Raw genomic sequence first — 14,893 nt, forward strand, 5'->3', positions numbered from 1 at the left:
TAAAGCTTTAAACCAGTGGGGGACTGACCCCTATGTTTTTTCATTTTTCTCTGGAAGTTTCGTTATGATCGATTCGTCTCCGGGCATTAATGTCCACCCTTTTGTCATCACAAACCGAAGCCATGTTCCTGGGATCCAGGAAGTGATTAAGGCCAACAACACGAGAACTGCAAAGAATTCCTGATTAATAATGCCTGAAGTAAAGGCAACAGAAGAAAGTACAATCCCAGGACCGCCACGATCATTTATGGCTAACCCTAAATTTAAACTAGTTAACCGATCTTGCTTAAGAAAACGGGAAGTTAAGTATACAGCCACTGTTTGCGTCAGGGTTGCAAACAATAAATACCCAATAAAGAAGATGGGATTGAAATTTTTGACTAGATCAAGTTGTAATCCTACAATAGCAAAATAAAGCGGAATGAACCAGGAAAAGGAAATATTTGAAATACCTCGTTCAATACTGGCCGAGACGTCAGTGGGCAGTGAAAGCTTGGTGATGATGCCTGCAAGTAAAGCACCAAATATGATTTCTACATGTAATCTCCCCGCAATAGCTGCCAGCATAAACATGATAAACAAGAAATATCCCAGGTTTGAGGCCCTAAATAACAAATTCTGTTTAATGAACGTGAGATGGTTTAATAATATATATCCAATTGTTAACGTTCCTATAATAAATCCTAAGGTCATTCCGATGCTTTTTAATGCTGTTTCAGCTGTAAATAGACTTGCGTTGCTAACAAGAGCTGTTGCGAAACCTAGCGCAATCCATAATATAATGTCATGGATCCCAGCACATGCAATCACAATCTTGGAAAACCGTGTGTCCATAATTCCTAAGTCATGGAATATTTTGGATATTACTGGAATTGATGTTACTGCTATAGAAATTGCAATCACAATTTTGAATGCCAGAGGATTATTAGCGCTTCCAAGATAAGGAGTAATAGTAAACATGTCAGCAGCGAGCCACCCAATAATAAATGCGGGGATGGTGGCACCCACAACTAATGCGGATATTAGCTTAACATCCTCTTTATTAAAATTGGTCTGAAACTTAAGTCCTGAATTGAACATTAGCATGAGCAAACCAAATTGATAGATTAGCCCAAATAGCTTATCTTCTGTTTGAAACCCCAAAAACATCCAATTGAATGCTTCCGGGAAGAAATGCCCCAATAATGTTGGACCAAGAACTAGGCCTGCCGCTACTTCCCCTATTACTCGAGGGATAAATAACCGTTCGGCTATAAATCCTAAAAAGTGGGCGGATGCCAATAGGCAACCCATTGCAAACAAAAAATGACTGATTTCTGCACTGGTTAAGCTAAACATAAAAAACCCCCTCCGAAGTAGAACATTATGAAATTCACATACAAACTAAATTAGAAAATGGTACCTAACCAGTTTGTTATTTTAGGGATTTAAATATAAAGGGCACGATAATCCTGAGTTTTTTTAATATAGACCTAACCTAGGGAATAAAGGAGTACTGGAATACTCTTTTGAAAACATTATATGCAGGCAAAGTAAACAGGATTGGGTATATCCCTCATATTCAAAACTAATTGCGTATCAATCGGAAAACAGGCCGTTCAATGCAGGGACTGATAAAATCCGCTAACGGTTTTGACATTATGGGGGTATAATGAATAATTTCATTTGGAGAGTACATATTAAAAGCGAAATCAATCATAAAGGAGTAAACAAATGGTGAAAAAGATTCTTTGCGTAGTGAGTAGCTTAATTGGTTTTGTTGTTGTATCTCATTTAGGGTTCCAGCCCGGGCTTGTCTATGCTACTGAAGGCATTAGCATAGAAAAAGCCAAAGATATCGCCCTTCAAAATGTAAAAGGAAAAATCGTAAATGTAGAGACAGAAGTCGATGACGGAGTTACAAAATACGAGGTTATCGTGCAATCAAGTAAAGGAATGTATGAAGTGGAAATTGATAAAGAAACTGGTAAAGTGCTAGAGGTGGAAAGGGAAGGTACAAATGTAGAAGGAGATGATGATGATCGTCATGATGATGATCGACATGATGACGATGATCGTTACGATGACTAAAAATATTTGTACATGCGCATGAGAGGATAAGACATGATAAAAATTCGTATATGTATTCTTCTATTATGCAGCTTGCTGCTTTTCACGAATGTTTGTACTGCACAAGAAATAGAAACAAACCGGGAACCTGCTGATGGATTAAACGATCCAGAAATGAACTGTACAAAAAACATTAAATTTACATCAGCTCAGCTTAAAAGACTGGATTATATTTACTATAGAATCTATAAGGACTATATTGATTTAATCGAGACTTATGCGTGGGCAGGTGCTTTATCTCAAGATCAAAAACAATTAAGGTATAAAATGCTGAGTAATTATATAGATACTTTCCATGCAAGAAAGTATAGATGGTGCTCGGAACATGAACCGGATGAATGGGAAGAAGAGTGGTATAACAGCGATAATGAGGATTAATGTATCCCATAATAGTTTTTTTATTAGATGGACAACCATACGTTCATCTAATTCTTTTTTGGACTTTCATGACATACAATGAAATAAAAAAACTGAGATGATGGGATGCAAATGGGCTATTTGGCTGTAGGGATTGGCGGTATTGTTGGAGCTATATTGCGATTTTTGGTTTCTGACTTATTGACAAATCATTTTTATAATTTTTTCCCTTTCGGTACTTTATTTGTTAACCTGACTGGTTGTTTTATACTTGGGTATTTCCTTGGGTTTGCGAGGGTATTTCCTATGCCGAACTGGTTAGTTTTAGGATTTGGCACGGGAGTGATCGGATCCTATACGACTTTTTCAACATTTAGTAATGAGGTTATTTTTTATTTTATTGAAAATAAAATCATAGCTGGAATAGCATACATATTGGCGAGTGCTATTGGGGGAATTAAGTTAGTCGGAGTAGGGTTTGCTCTCGCTATTGCAAAGGATGGGAAATAAATGTTCTACCAATTATTGTTAGTTGGCGCAGGCGGATTCTTTGGAGCGATTACGCGTTATGCTGTTACTGTTTTCTTTTCCAGGCTCAATCTGTTTTTCTTTCCTTTAGGTACATTCCTAATAAACGTAAGCGGATCTTTTTTATTAGGTTTTCTGTTAGGATGTTCCTACTTATCACCTAGTCAGGTTCTATTTTGGGCCACTGGCTTTTTAGGGGCGTTTACGACATTTTCAACATTCAATTACGAATTATTGATGTTAAAGATGAATAAACGTCTTACTGTTCATGTACTATATTTTTTGAGTAGCTATATAGTTGGCTGCTTATTTGCTGCTCTCGGTTATTCGCTTGGTATCCAGTTCCAAATTCTATAGAGAAGCCAAAGATATTTTCAGCTATGCTTAAGCTACCTGTATTAGTTAAATTAGCACTACTGTTTTTATTAGTGCTTTATGATTCTAACCTTACCCTTGGAGAAATTATAATAACTAAATATTTCAATTCTATACCCGTGACCGTCAGGAAGGTTTGAAAACGTATGGGTAAAACCATTTATATTCCCTTCATTTCGAATTTGACTGTAAATGGTCTTTTGCCCCCACCATTTCATTTTAATAATTGAGTACATAACGATATCATTTTTATCCATAACTTCCTGATAGCCTACAAGAGTCACACAGTTGTTGTGAACAGAGAACTTTGAACTATAAAAAACAGGTACATCTATACCAAGACCCCAGTTCAAGTATTCTTTTTTCCTTATATTCGTTAGTGTCCTGTTCACTACTAAACTTAATAACATGCATACGAAAAAGATAATGGCAGATAATACATGTTGGCCCAGCATTCAATCGCCTCGTTTACATCATTTATTATAGTATTTGCAGGATTTCATAAATAAGAAACGGCGAATATCTTAGTAAGGCAATTATTATGTTGAAATTATTCAACTTTTCTAGTAACTTATGACTATATATAGTTATATATACTTACGTTTTATTTTCCGATAACAGCAAACCTATTGAAAAATAGGGACGCAAAGCCTAGGGTCTAAAGCAGGGATGCCATGATTGCCTGGTTGCCGAAGAAAGTTGTGACGGTGAATGAAAGTCCGCTTTTTCAATGAAGCGGGCTTTTTATACGCGTTTATAAGGTGGTTTGTATAAGAATGAATTAGATTAAGCTGACGTTTATGTTTCTACTTTTTTTAAAAAACATACATATAACAGACATCAGGAGGACCAAATGCTTAAAAGATTAACACTACGAAACAAACTGATTCTCTCGTTTATATTTATCTTGCTTGTGCCAAGTCTAATTATAGGGTTTTCGTCCTATAACAGTGCGAAAAATAATATAGAGCAGCAAATGATTTCAAACGCCAATGGAAACATTGAATTATTGAACAGCTTGATTGATGCAACCATCCTGCCAAAGATGGAACAGTCGAACTTTTTGGCATCGACTCTACATGCAGGAATGCTGAAAGACCGGGAATATAAAGAGCTGCAAAACCAGCTTCAGAATTTCACATCATCCAGCAAGGAAGTATTGTCAGTTTATGTCGGGACAACTGACGGCAAGACCATCATCGAACCGGTGGTGGATTTGCCAAAAGATTTTGATCCAAGAGAGAGAGAGTGGTACAAACAGGCCATGGAACGTAAGGGGCAGGCTATTGTAACGGCTCCCTATACGGACGCCTCCACAGGCAAGCATGTCATCACCATGGCTTCCGTCTTGGAAGACGGCAGTGGCGTTGTAGGGATTGATGTAGATATCGACAGCATCAACAAAACGATTTCCACTGCGAAAATCGGGGAAAAAGGGTTTCCTTTTGTGGCGGATGCAGATGGCAACATGGCGTTCCATCCCACGGATAACAGCCGAAAACCATTAGTCAAACAAGTGGCAGGCCCGATGTTTGGAAAGAGCCAAGGAAAATTCTCCTACGAAATAAATGGCGTGTCTAAACAGCTTGTTTTCTTGACGAATGAAACGACCGGATGGAAAGTTGCAGGAACTATGGATAAGTTGGAATACACGCAAGCTTCCTCGTCCATCTTCAATATTACTATCCTAGTGATTGGGATTATGGTGGTCATTGGCGGTTTGTTTGTATACCTTGTGATCCGTTCCATTGTCCGTCCGATTCAAAATATGGTCTCGGTAACAGAAAAGGTCAGCAGCGGGGATTTGACAGAGCGTGTGGCAATCAAGACCAATGATGAACTTGGCAAACTCGGCGCAAGCTTTAATAAGATGATTGATTCTGTACGGATGCTTGTTTCAAAGATTAACCAATCTTCAGACCATTTGGCCGCATCAACTCAGCAGCTAGCCGCGAGCTCAGAGCAGACCGCCCAGACTACCAGGGAAGTGACAACTGCTATCACACAAGTGGCAATTGGCTCAAAGGCGCAGATGGCAAGTTCCATAGAAGCAGGAAAGTCCATGGAAACAATAACAGAAGGCATCGGGCGTATTGCGTTTAATTCTAGTACTGTATCGGAATCTTCAGTCGCTGCCCATAAAAATGCGGAACAGGGAGATCAAGTGCTTGAGGAAATGGTAGCACAAATGAAAAACATTAGTGACTCCGTTAAACAAGGCGTTGGCATCGTGAGGCTTCTCGGGCATCATTCCGAACAAATCGGGAAATTTATCGAAGTGATTACCCAAATTTCTGATCAGACAAACCTTCTTGCTTTAAATGCAGCGATTGAAGCCGCACGTGCAGGCGAACATGGACGCGGCTTCGCGGTGGTGGCCGATGAAGTACGGAAGCTTGCCGAGGATTCCAAACGGTCTGCCGATCAGATTGCACAGCTGGTGGCGACCATCCAGAGTGATACATTGAAGGCCGTTTCCTTAATGGAAAAAGGCGAGGAAGAAGCGAATAGCGGCCTGATGGTGGTAGATACAGCTAGCAAAGCGTTCCAGCACATCCTGCAGTCTGTGCAGGAAGTATCCAGCCAGATTCAGGAGGTAGCGGCTACCTCTCAAGAAATGTCGGCAAGCTCGGAAGAAATTGCGGCCACTGTGGAGCAAGTTTCGCACATTGCAAGTGAAACCGCCGAAAGCACAAGCCAGGTTGCAGGCAATGCCGAACTGCAGTTAACAGCCATTCAGGAAATTTCACAATCCATTCATGAACTGGGCACACTGGCAGCGGATCTTCAAGAAACCGTAAATCAATTTAAAATATAGTGTTTTCCTGTAATAATCTTTATTAATGCAGATAACTAAGCCATTTAAAAAGGGAAAAGTCCATAAAGGGATTTTTCCCTTTTTATACTAATAAGTGAACAGAAGTGGATCCTAGGCTTGTTTGAGAGGGAAAATTTTTTCAACGATTTGACGGGTTGAATCTCCACATTCTAAATAACAAAATTTATTATAAAACTCATCGTACTCTGTGGGTCTTTTAAACCCTTCCGCTTCTAGCTTTTTTACAGTTTGAATGACTTCTTCAGTCGTCTTTACTAAAGGGCCAGGGGCTTCCTGTTCAAAGTTAAAATAAAAGCCACGAAGATTGTCCCGGTATTGATCAATATCATATACATAGAATATCATAGGCCGTTTCAAGTTGCCGTAATCAAAGAATACTGACGAATAATCAGTGATTAAGATATCTGACATTACATACAATTCACGGATGTCTTCGTGATTCGAGAAATCATAGGCAAAGCCCTGGAAAGGCGTTAAATCAAGATATTCTGAAATCAAATAGTGCAACCGGCAGAGCAGTATATAATCGTTTTCCAATTTCTCCTTCATTACATGAAGATCCAGATTTATATCAAAGCGGTATTTTCCGACTGTATAAAATTGATTGTCCCGCCATGTTGGAGCATATAAAATTACTTTTTTGTCCAAAGGGATTCCATAATTTTGTTTCAACTTATCAATGGTTTGCTGATCATTGTGGTTACAAATGAAATCATTTCTCGGGTAGCCGGTTTCCACCACTTCTTTATCAAATTGAAAAGCCCTTCGAAAGATTTCGGATGAATAGGCATTTGGAGAAATTAAATAGTCCCAATTTTTTGCTTCTTTAATGAAGTTTTTCTTATAATTTTCAGCTGTTGTTCCGGGCATATGCACTTCTTCCATATCCGCAGCCAGCCGTTTTAGAGGGGTGCCATGCCATGTTTGAAGGTAAATGGTGTTTTTTGGTTTGGGCAGCCATAAGGGCATTCTGCTGTTTGTCACCCAGAAACGGGCACGCGGCATGATCAATAGCCACTTCAAAGAAAAACGGCGGATGCACTTTAGATTCTTGTCCTTGAAATTATGAAGATGCTTTTTGTCGACGCTCCAGTAACATTTATAAGGATAACGATGATCTTGTAGATACTCATAAATCGCACGTGGGTTATCGCTAAACTGTTTGCCAAGGAAACTTTCAAAAACAACTATTTTTTGCTTTTTAGGCAACATTCCGATCGAATAAAAAACTCTTTTATAAAGTTTTTTTATAACTGGGTGTCTTTTGATATAGAGAAATTTCCCTTTTACTGTTGTTTTTATTTCATTTTTAAAATTATATCTTGAAAGCTTAATATGTAATTGTTTTGCTTTTTTGGTTCTGCTTATGGTTACCCGTTTTTTGTCGCCATTGACCTTCTTGACCAGGGATTGTTTCTTGAAAGTAGGAGATTTAAGCACTATGGGGGATGTCTCGGCAGTTACTTTCTTATAGCCCACGGTATAGGACATTTCAATCCGTGCTTTAAATGTGATTGCTTCACTTTTATATGACAGGAAGGCTTTTATTGGGATCACGGCTTCAAAAGCGATTGGAAGGACATTATTATCCCTTTTATATCCTCTTGTTACATACCCCTTATCCACGATTAATAAAGGTACTTTAATGAGATGTTTCTCATCATTTTCCATAAATACCAAGGTTGCTTTTGTATCAACAGTCTCCCCTGATAATAAAGGATGAACGGTATAACCTTTTATGCCTATCGTGCCTTTATTGATAAAATTTATATGTTCTACCTTGGCAAAAGGTTGGGCTAATTGTGACTTGAATGAAAGGTTTCCATGATTTGTAGTGAAGGGTGCCAACATTTTACCTTTTTTTAGGAAGAACAATAGCTCCAAATCCATAAGTTCGCTGTGTATCCGTATTCTTTCAGTTGAATGGTCGGTTCCATACGCCACATAAACATCCCAGTCTTTTCCGTTCATCAATAGTTCCTCTAAATCTACTTCTGTTAAAGCTGCCTTAAGATTATGTTTTTTGTTATCAACGAAGGTTAAGGGATACTGTTTCTTTTTTGTTGTATATCGTTCAACAAATAGCAGAGTCAGTTCGTTCTGAAATACAAAGTGCAGTTTGGGAAACTTGATCTGGAGGTATAAGCAAGAATTCTCCAAATATATAGAATCCAAATGACAATTTTTAATAAAACGGGTTCTTCTTCTCAAAATATTTGTCCCCTAACGTAGAAAAATCCTACCTTTTATTATTTACCGGTAGGATAAATATATACATTTTCACTTACTGCTTGCGTTTTAGGAGGTCAGACCCCCAATGCGGTAAGGCAATAAAGCATCGGGATACATTATCAAATACGATAACCCAATAAATCTCCAGGTTAGTTACTGCTCCAAAATAGTAATACAATGAATAAACCGGTGAAGGTCTGAAACCTAAGTGATCGTAATTTTGACATTTCCGGAATAAATATTGAAATTTTTTCCTATAATTACTAAAGAAAAATTCCCATCAAGAGGAGGGCTCGCGTATGAAAAAGGTGTTGACATACGGAACCTTTGATTTACTGCATTTTGGGCATATCAATTTACTGAAGCGCGCAAAAGCATTAGGGGATTACCTAGTCGTTGGCCTGTCCACTGATGAATTTAATAAATCGAAAAATAAACAAGCCTATCACAGCTTTGAAAATAGGAAGATGATTTTGGAATCGATCCGCTTTGTTGATGAGGCCATTCCTGAACGAAGCTGGAACCAGAAAATAGAGGATGTCATGAAACATAATATTGATATTTTTGTTATGGGGGATGATTGGGAAGGACATTTTGATTTTCTAACTGACCATTGTGAGGTCATTTACTTGCCAAGGACGATTGGCATCTCTACTTCAAAGATCAAAAAAGATTTGAATGTAGTGAACAATGGTTAGGGAGCTAGCCATTTTTCTTTTTCTGCTTGTCTTTAGGCTTGTTTTTTTTCTCTTTAACCTCTTGCCACTTAAGGATAAGACAACTTTTATTGTTAGCTTTGGTGATAACAGCAAATATGTTTTGGAAGAAATGTGGCGGCAAAACATCGAGGTTGAAGTGGCAGTCCTTTGTAAAAGAAATAGAATGGACCTATTCATTGACTATACACATATTGAAGTCGTTCCTTTTGACACACTGACTGTCTTTCATTGGTTGAAATCGATTTATCACTTAGCAACGTCCCGTTATATTATGGTGGATAATTATTATGGCTTTCTTGCCGCTGTCCATTTTAAAAAGGGGGTTGAATGTATTCAATTATGGCATGCATCAGGCGCCTGGAAGAAGTTCGGACTTGAAGACGAATCGATCAAGTATAGAAGTCCAAAAGCAAGAAAGCGCTTTTCACGGGTTTATAGTAGATTTCACAAAGTAGTGGTTGGCTCGGATGCCATGGCGGCTGTTTTTATGAAATCCTTTAGCCTTAACGCGCAACAAATTTTAAGAACCGGTGTCCCGCGTACAGATTTCTTTTTTAATGAAAAACTGGTAAAAAAGGCAAGGCATACATTAGCTGTTCAATATCCTATGTGGAAAACCAAAAAAGTCATTTTGTATGCACCTACATATCGGGACAACGAGCTTGAGCAATTTACGCTCCAACTTGATCTCCAAACAATGGCTGAGAAGCTAGGCAATGATTATATTCTTCTTCTGCGTTTGCATCCTGCCATCCAGAATACAGTTATTTTTTCTAAACAATATTCGGATTTCGTTGTTGATGTATCCTCCATAAAATATGAAATGAATGAACTGCTTGTTGCCGCCGACTATTTAATTACGGATTATTCATCCATCGTATTTGAATATTCGCTTATGAAAAAACCAATCATTTTTTTCATATATGATTTAGAGCAATATAAGCATTCCCGTGGAGTTGTGGAGGAATTTGAACATCATCTTCCAGGCCCCATTGCGAGAGCTACGAATTCAATTATTGAAACAATCCTTTCCAATGAGTTCAATCTTCATGCGATCCACGATTTTTCCGAAATATGGAACAAATATTCTAAGGGTTATTCAAGCTATCATTTGGTTCAATATATGTTTCCTGAAAAAGTCCGGAGATAAAAGGATAAGGGTAAGCTTAATCCTTTAAATTGAAAAATGGCTTAGAATGTTTATTTTTGGGCAATGACTGTAATAAAATCCTTATTTGTGTGAGGGAAGGACAGGCTTTTATTATGAAGTCACTAATTACAATTGTAAGGGAGCAAATTAGTTCCTTTTATCTAATTCTAAGACTCTCTGCCTTTGAAATAAAAAGTGCCAATAACAATAATTATTTGGGCAGGGTTTGGGAAATATTGAATCCGGTCATCCAGCTTTCAATTTACTGGTTAGTGTTCGGGATTGGAGTACGCGGCGGCCAAGATATTACAATGGAAAATGGTGTGCAAATTCCTTTTTTCATTTGGATGGTAACGGGGATGATTGTTTGGTTTTTTGTGAATCCGGCCATTTCGAAATCCTCCAAATCCATCTATTCAAGGCTTCAATTGATTTCTAAAATGAGCTTTCCAATGAGTGCGATTCCGTCCTTTGTTATCATGGCTAATTTCTATACGCATCTTATGCTGGTTGCGGTTGTATTGATTTTCTTACAATTTACCGATTTTAAACTATCCGTCTATTATTTTCAGCTTCCTTATTTCATGTTGGCAACGCTAGTGTTCTTGATTGCTCTTGCTCTTATAACATCAACTCTTTCTACAATCATTCGTGATATACAACAAATTGTTCAGGCTGTTTTAAGAATGATGCTATATTTAACTCCACTTCTTTGGCATACACATGATTTTGTGCTTAAGGGGATTGATTTAACCTTTTTGTTTAAGCTGAATCCTCTATATTACCTTGTCGAAGGATACAGGGCGTCGTTGCTGGGGACAACATGGTATGCTGTTGAATACACCGGATACACGCTTTATTTTTGGGTATTGATTCTTGTTATGCTCATTGTGGGTTCTGCTTTACATTTGAAATTTAGAAATCGTTTTGTAGATTTCTTATAGATAGATGAGGGACATAAATTGAGTACAACTGTTGTGGTGGAAAACGTTTATAAAAAATATAAGATGCACAAATCACCGAAAGAAAAACTTTTGGATGTTATTTTGCCTGGAGGCTATGGGGAAGATTTCTATGCCCTTCAAGATATTTCATTTACCGCGAATCAAGGGGATGTAATTGGGCTTGTTGGAGTAAACGGTTCAGGAAAATCAACCCTTTCCAACATCATAGGTGGTGTTATCCCACCAACATTTGGTACCGTAAAGACAGTTGGGCAGACTTCAATTATTGCCATCTCATCAGGACTTAATAACCAGTTGACCGGAAGGGAAAATATTGAATTAAAGTGTTTAATGCTCGGCTTTAGGAAAAAGGAAATCCAGGAGATGGAAGCGGAAATCATTGAATTTGCTGATATTGGGAAGTTTATCAACCAGCCAGTTAAAAAGTATTCAAGCGGGATGAGGTCCCGCCTCGGCTATGCAATCTCAGTTACCGTAAACCCCGATATACTAATCATCGACGAAGCCCTTTCAGTAGGTGACCAGGTATTTGCACAAAAATCAAAAAACAAAATGCTTGAGTTCCGGAAAAAAGGGAAAACGATTTTCTTTGTAAGCCATTCAATGGGCCAGATTAAAGAGTTTTGTGAAAAAGCGATATGGCTTGAATATGGTGAGATAAAAGACTTCGGCCCTGTAAATGAAGTGATTCCAGAATACGAAAAGTTCTTAAAGAAATATAAGGCAATGACAAATGAAGAGCAGAAAATATTCCGCGACGAAGCCATACTGAAGCAAAGCGGATTAACTCCTTTAAAGAATAGGAAGGAAATCTCACAATAAACTCACGCACGATTGAAATGGGTCGGGCCTTTCTTTTCGAAGTTTAAAATAGCAAAGAATGGCTTCTGCAATGCGGCGGGAGGCTTCACCGTCTCCATACGGATTTTTTGCTTTACGCATTTTAGAATATGCGATGGGGTCTGTTAACAGATGATCAACCATTTTATAAATGGTTTCTGCGTTGGTTCCCGCCAATTTTACAGTGCCCGCGGCAATGCCTTCCGGGCGTTCTGTTGTATTCCGCAAAACAAGAACAGGGATGCCAAGAGAAGGTGCTTCTTCCTGGATACCTCCTGAATCTGTGAGTATTAAATAAGAACGCGCCATAAAATTATGAAAGTCAATAGCATCCAAGGGATCAATCAGATGTATCCGGGGATGGTTTCCCAATATGTCCCGGGCTGCCTGCCTTACTGCCGGGTTAAAGTGAACCGGGTACACAACAGCAATATCATTATGCCTTTCAGCCAACCTGTAGATAGCTCTAAATATACCACGCATAGTCTCTCCAAAAATTTCACGTCGATGGGCAGTCACTAGAATAAGACGTGAACCAGCTATTTCCTCGAACATTGAATGATGATAATCCTTATAAATGGTTATTTTTTGTGCATCAATAACCGTATTGCCAGTTACGAAAATCGTTTCTTCCAATATATTTTCTTTTCGCAGATTGTTCGCTGAGATCTCGGTTGGGGTGAAGTGAAGATCAGCGATAATACTGGTAAGTTTCCGGTTTATTTCTTCAGGGAATGGTGAGTACTTATGATTTGTTCTAAGACCGGCTTCGACGTGGCCAACTGCGACTTGATTATAGAAAGCTGCTAAACTCGCTGTAAAAGTTGTAGTTGTATCACCGTGAACCAGAATCATGTCCGGTTTGGCCTTTTTTATCACATGATCTAAATCCTCTAGTGCACGCGTCGTAACATCCATTAGGCTTTGCTGGTCTTTCATTATATTAAGGTCAAAATCTGGATAGATTTTGAACACATCCAGCACTTGATCAAGCATTTGGCGATGTTGGCCAGTTACACACACATACGTATCAAATTCCTTATGTTTTTTTAGTTCATTGATAATAGGAGCCATCTTAATAGCTTCCGGCCTTGTCCCAAAAATGATCATGATTCTTTTCTTTTCATATGAAGGACACATTTCTCTCACCTTATCTGCAATTAACGGAATTGTTTACATAGGTTAAAACTGATAAATTGAACGGGGGAATGGTTATATTACATAGATAGTCTTTGAACAAGCCGCTTATTCCTCTAAATTTATAAATCTGCCGGTTTGTTAAAGCCCTGATACCGGGGAAAACTGGGCCTTCCTTCAAATGGTATATATTCTCACAATGTGCAAGGTTGGGCGCCTTGCTGATTTAAAACTTGGTATGTTCCGATTACTTTATTATCTCAATGCAGCTGCGAGAAATCGGGGAGTCACATGCAGTCTTTTTTAGGTGTTAAAATGCTGCAGATTAATGATGTAATCTTTAATGGATTCAAACAAAGGGAAATTTAAAACAAAAAAGCCTCATGGTCATGTTAAAAGGTGACTCATGAGGCTTCATTTATGGTGAGAAGGGTTGCCACTTACGATAATAGTATGGTCGTTCCGGTAGCTTCTCGTCCTCTCTCCACGAAACCTACTTTTTTATAAAAGTTCTGTTTCCCCTCTGCCGCAAATACTTGGATTTTTTTAATTCCTTCTTTCCTGCACTTTTCTATCAACCGTTCTACTACTTTTCTTCCCAACTCCATATTTTGATACTAAAAATCCAACTTTTTTATTTAGATCACAATTTCGATTATCTATTACCCGCGACCGGGGCCTGGTAATCTCTTAGAAGAAAGAATCGATTCAAAAAGGCAAGTCATGGATCTTTAAAGGCAAGAGTTGCTATCTTTAAGGTGGGAGTCTTTTTTCGAAATAAAAAACAGAAAAAATACCTTCATTTGCTTTACCGGATTAAAGGATGATATCATTTTATTTACTAATGGAAGAGAAAGGATGAAAAGGAATGTCTTTGGAAACTGTAATAGCCCATTTTAAACAGTGGAATCGCGAAACAGATGTGATGGAGTTTGAAACTTCCAGTGCAACGGTTGAGCAGGCTGCTAATACAATTGGGGTCATCCCTGCTCAAATTGCAAAGACGCTATCCTTCAGGGGAGAAGGGGACAAAGCAATCTTAATTGTCGCTGCAGGCGATGCCAAAATCGACAACCGGAAATTCCGGGATACATTCCATTTAAAGGCTCGTATGCTATCGCCAGACGAAGTTCTGGAGCAAACAGGTCATGTAATTGGAGGAGTTTGTCCATTCGGATTGGCAAATGATTTGGATGTCTTTCTCGACATTTCATTGAAAAGATTCACCACAGTTTATCCCGCCTGCGGAAGTATTAACTCTGCAATCAAGTTAACATGCGAAGAACTATACCAATATTCATATGCGAAACAATGGGTGGAAGTTTGTAAAGGATGGGAAGACGAACAGGAAAAGAAGTCGGTATCTTAAACATTGTTAAGAGCAGAGAATTTGAAATAGCATGACAATGTCGGGTCCTGGACTAAAACCATTTGAGGTATAAAGCACGGGAATCAGAGGGATATCCCCCATATTAATTAAAGGGGTTATTTATCTTGTTAAATCATAGGACAATCAAGATTCAGAAAAATAAAAATGTGGAAATCTAGTATTTCGAAAGAAATAACAGGTATGGGAGTGACAGGCACCTCATTTGGATAATCCCTGTCACTTTTCCTGGTAATCCTTTTAAATTTTCACCTA

General features: G+C 38.4%; 15 protein-coding genes, 1 pseudogene and 1 riboswitch. Of the genes and pseudogenes, 11 read left to right on the forward strand and 5 right to left on the reverse strand.

Features of this window, described 5'->3' with window-relative positions; genetic code table 11:
- Positions 1–30: 30 nt before the first annotated feature.
- Positions 31–1,338 (reverse strand): cation:proton antiporter, encoded by a 1,308-nt coding sequence (locus tag CUU64_RS13760; RefSeq protein WP_101634188.1) that lies wholly within the window; start codon positions 1,336–1,338, stop codon positions 31–33.
- A gap of 375 nt (positions 1,339–1,713) precedes the next feature.
- On the opposite strand from CUU64_RS13760, the gene CUU64_RS13765 reads away from it, so the two are divergent.
- From CUU64_RS13765 to crcB (CUU64_RS13780), 4 genes are all read left to right on the forward strand, one after another.
- The gene (locus CUU64_RS13765) at positions 1,714–2,070 is read left to right on the forward strand and encodes a PepSY domain-containing protein (protein ID WP_101634189.1); all 357 of its coding nucleotides are present in this window, start codon (positions 1,714–1,716) and stop codon (positions 2,068–2,070) included.
- Positions 2,071–2,103: 33 nt separating this feature from the next.
- A complete protein-coding gene (locus CUU64_RS13770; RefSeq protein WP_101634190.1) occupies positions 2,104–2,487 on the forward strand; it encodes a DUF2680 domain-containing protein in 384 nt (127 codons plus the stop codon).
- Between the two features lie 111 nt (positions 2,488–2,598).
- Entirely contained in the window at positions 2,599–2,976 is a 378-nt protein-coding gene (gene crcB / locus CUU64_RS13775; RefSeq protein ID WP_101634191.1) for a fluoride efflux transporter CrcB, read from the forward strand.
- Positions 2,977–3,351, forward strand: a complete 375-nt coding sequence (gene crcB / locus CUU64_RS13780) for a fluoride efflux transporter CrcB (RefSeq protein ID WP_101634192.1) — start codon at positions 2,977–2,979, stop codon at positions 3,349–3,351.
- A 68-nt stretch (positions 3,352–3,419) separates the two neighbouring features.
- On the opposite strand, the gene CUU64_RS13785 is transcribed toward crcB (CUU64_RS13780), so the two are convergent.
- Positions 3,420–3,824: a hypothetical protein gene (locus CUU64_RS13785; RefSeq protein WP_101634193.1), complete on the reverse strand. Its 405-nt coding sequence runs from the start codon at positions 3,822–3,824 to the stop codon at positions 3,420–3,422.
- A gap of 154 nt (positions 3,825–3,978) precedes the next feature.
- A riboswitch (cyclic di-GMP riboswitch) is annotated at positions 3,979–4,063 on the forward strand.
- Positions 4,064–4,345: 282 nt separating this feature from the next.
- Here CUU64_RS13785 and CUU64_RS23165 point away from each other — a divergent pair.
- Positions 4,346–5,245, forward strand: a pseudogene (locus CUU64_RS23165) (cache domain-containing protein); the annotation flags it as partial.
- A 156-nt stretch (positions 5,246–5,401) separates the two neighbouring features.
- Positions 5,402–6,187 (forward strand): methyl-accepting chemotaxis protein, encoded by a 786-nt coding sequence (locus CUU64_RS23170; RefSeq protein WP_374702722.1) that lies wholly within the window; start codon positions 5,402–5,404, stop codon positions 6,185–6,187.
- Positions 6,188–6,298: 111 nt separating this feature from the next.
- On the opposite strand, the gene CUU64_RS13795 is transcribed toward CUU64_RS23170, so the two are convergent.
- Entirely contained in the window at positions 6,299–8,419 is a 2,121-nt protein-coding gene (locus CUU64_RS13795; RefSeq protein ID WP_101634195.1) for a CDP-glycerol glycerophosphotransferase family protein, read from the reverse strand.
- Positions 8,420–8,739: 320 nt separating this feature from the next.
- Here CUU64_RS13795 and tagD point away from each other — a divergent pair, with 320 nt between their 5' ends.
- From tagD to tagH, 4 genes are all read left to right on the forward strand, one after another.
- Positions 8,740–9,138, forward strand: coding sequence for a glycerol-3-phosphate cytidylyltransferase (gene tagD / locus CUU64_RS13800; protein WP_101634196.1), 399 nt, complete (start codon positions 8,740–8,742; stop codon positions 9,136–9,138).
- Positions 9,131–10,309 (forward strand): CDP-glycerol glycerophosphotransferase family protein, encoded by a 1,179-nt coding sequence (locus tag CUU64_RS13805; protein ID WP_101634197.1) that lies wholly within the window; start codon positions 9,131–9,133, stop codon positions 10,307–10,309. The genes tagD and CUU64_RS13805 overlap by 8 nt, the downstream gene beginning before the upstream one ends.
- Positions 10,310–10,422: 113 nt before the next feature.
- Positions 10,423–11,253 carry an ABC transporter permease gene (locus CUU64_RS13810; RefSeq protein ID WP_101634289.1) on the forward strand — a complete coding sequence of 277 codons (831 nt, stop codon included), beginning with the start codon at positions 10,423–10,425 and terminating at the stop codon, positions 11,251–11,253.
- 18 nt (positions 11,254–11,271) lie between these two features.
- Entirely contained in the window at positions 11,272–12,096 is an 825-nt protein-coding gene (gene tagH / locus CUU64_RS13815) for a teichoic acids export ABC transporter ATP-binding subunit TagH (RefSeq protein WP_101634198.1), read from the forward strand.
- On the opposite strand, the gene wecB is transcribed toward tagH, so the two are convergent.
- Both wecB and CUU64_RS23175 read right to left on the reverse strand, forming a co-directional pair.
- A complete protein-coding gene (wecB, locus tag CUU64_RS13820; protein WP_101634199.1) occupies positions 12,088–13,254 on the reverse strand; it encodes a non-hydrolyzing UDP-N-acetylglucosamine 2-epimerase in 1,167 nt (388 codons plus the stop codon). The two genes, tagH and wecB, sit on opposite strands and share 9 nt — an antisense overlap.
- Positions 13,255–13,691: 437 nt before the next feature.
- Positions 13,692–13,859, reverse strand: coding sequence for a GNAT family N-acetyltransferase (locus CUU64_RS23175; protein WP_101634200.1), 168 nt, complete (start codon positions 13,857–13,859; stop codon positions 13,692–13,694).
- Between the two features lie 260 nt (positions 13,860–14,119).
- On the opposite strand from CUU64_RS23175, the gene CUU64_RS13830 reads away from it, so the two are divergent.
- On the forward strand, positions 14,120–14,620 hold the full coding sequence (locus tag CUU64_RS13830; protein WP_101634201.1) for a YbaK/EbsC family protein: 501 nt from the start codon (positions 14,120–14,122) through the stop codon (positions 14,618–14,620).
- The last annotated feature ends 273 nt before the right edge of the window (positions 14,621–14,893 follow it).

The sequence above is a fragment of the Bacillus sp. V5-8f genome, assembly GCF_002863565.1.
GTDB lineage: Bacteria > Bacillota > Bacilli > Bacillales > DSM-1321 > Peribacillus.

Bases quoted from the DNA above. Each gene is read 5' to 3' on its own strand.
- CUU64_RS13760 (WP_101634188.1), bottom strand. From the start codon at position 1,338: ATGTTTAGCTTAACCAGTGCAGAAATCAGTCATTTTTTGTTTGCAATG.
- CUU64_RS13765 (WP_101634189.1), top strand. From the start codon at position 1,714: ATGGTGAAAAAGATTCTTTGCGTAGTGAGTAGCTTAATTGGTTTTGTT.
- CUU64_RS13770 (WP_101634190.1), top strand. From the start codon at position 2,104: ATGATAAAAATTCGTATATGTATTCTTCTATTATGCAGCTTGCTGCTT.
- crcB (WP_101634191.1), top strand. From the start codon at position 2,599: ATGGGCTATTTGGCTGTAGGGATTGGCGGTATTGTTGGAGCTATATTG.
- crcB (WP_101634192.1), top strand. From the start codon at position 2,977: ATGTTCTACCAATTATTGTTAGTTGGCGCAGGCGGATTCTTTGGAGCG.
- CUU64_RS13785 (WP_101634193.1), bottom strand. From the start codon at position 3,824: ATGCTGGGCCAACATGTATTATCTGCCATTATCTTTTTCGTATGCATG.
- CUU64_RS23170 (WP_374702722.1), top strand. From the start codon at position 5,402: ATGGCAAGTTCCATAGAAGCAGGAAAGTCCATGGAAACAATAACAGAA.
- tagD (WP_101634196.1), top strand. From the start codon at position 8,740: ATGAAAAAGGTGTTGACATACGGAACCTTTGATTTACTGCATTTTGGG.
- CUU64_RS13805 (WP_101634197.1), top strand. From the start codon at position 9,131: ATGGTTAGGGAGCTAGCCATTTTTCTTTTTCTGCTTGTCTTTAGGCTT.
- CUU64_RS13810 (WP_101634289.1), top strand. From the start codon at position 10,423: ATGAAGTCACTAATTACAATTGTAAGGGAGCAAATTAGTTCCTTTTAT.
- wecB (WP_101634199.1), bottom strand. From the start codon at position 13,254: ATGTGTCCTTCATATGAAAAGAAAAGAATCATGATCATTTTTGGGACA.
- CUU64_RS23175 (WP_101634200.1), bottom strand. From the start codon at position 13,859: ATGGAGTTGGGAAGAAAAGTAGTAGAACGGTTGATAGAAAAGTGCAGG.
- CUU64_RS13830 (WP_101634201.1), top strand. From the start codon at position 14,120: ATGTCTTTGGAAACTGTAATAGCCCATTTTAAACAGTGGAATCGCGAA.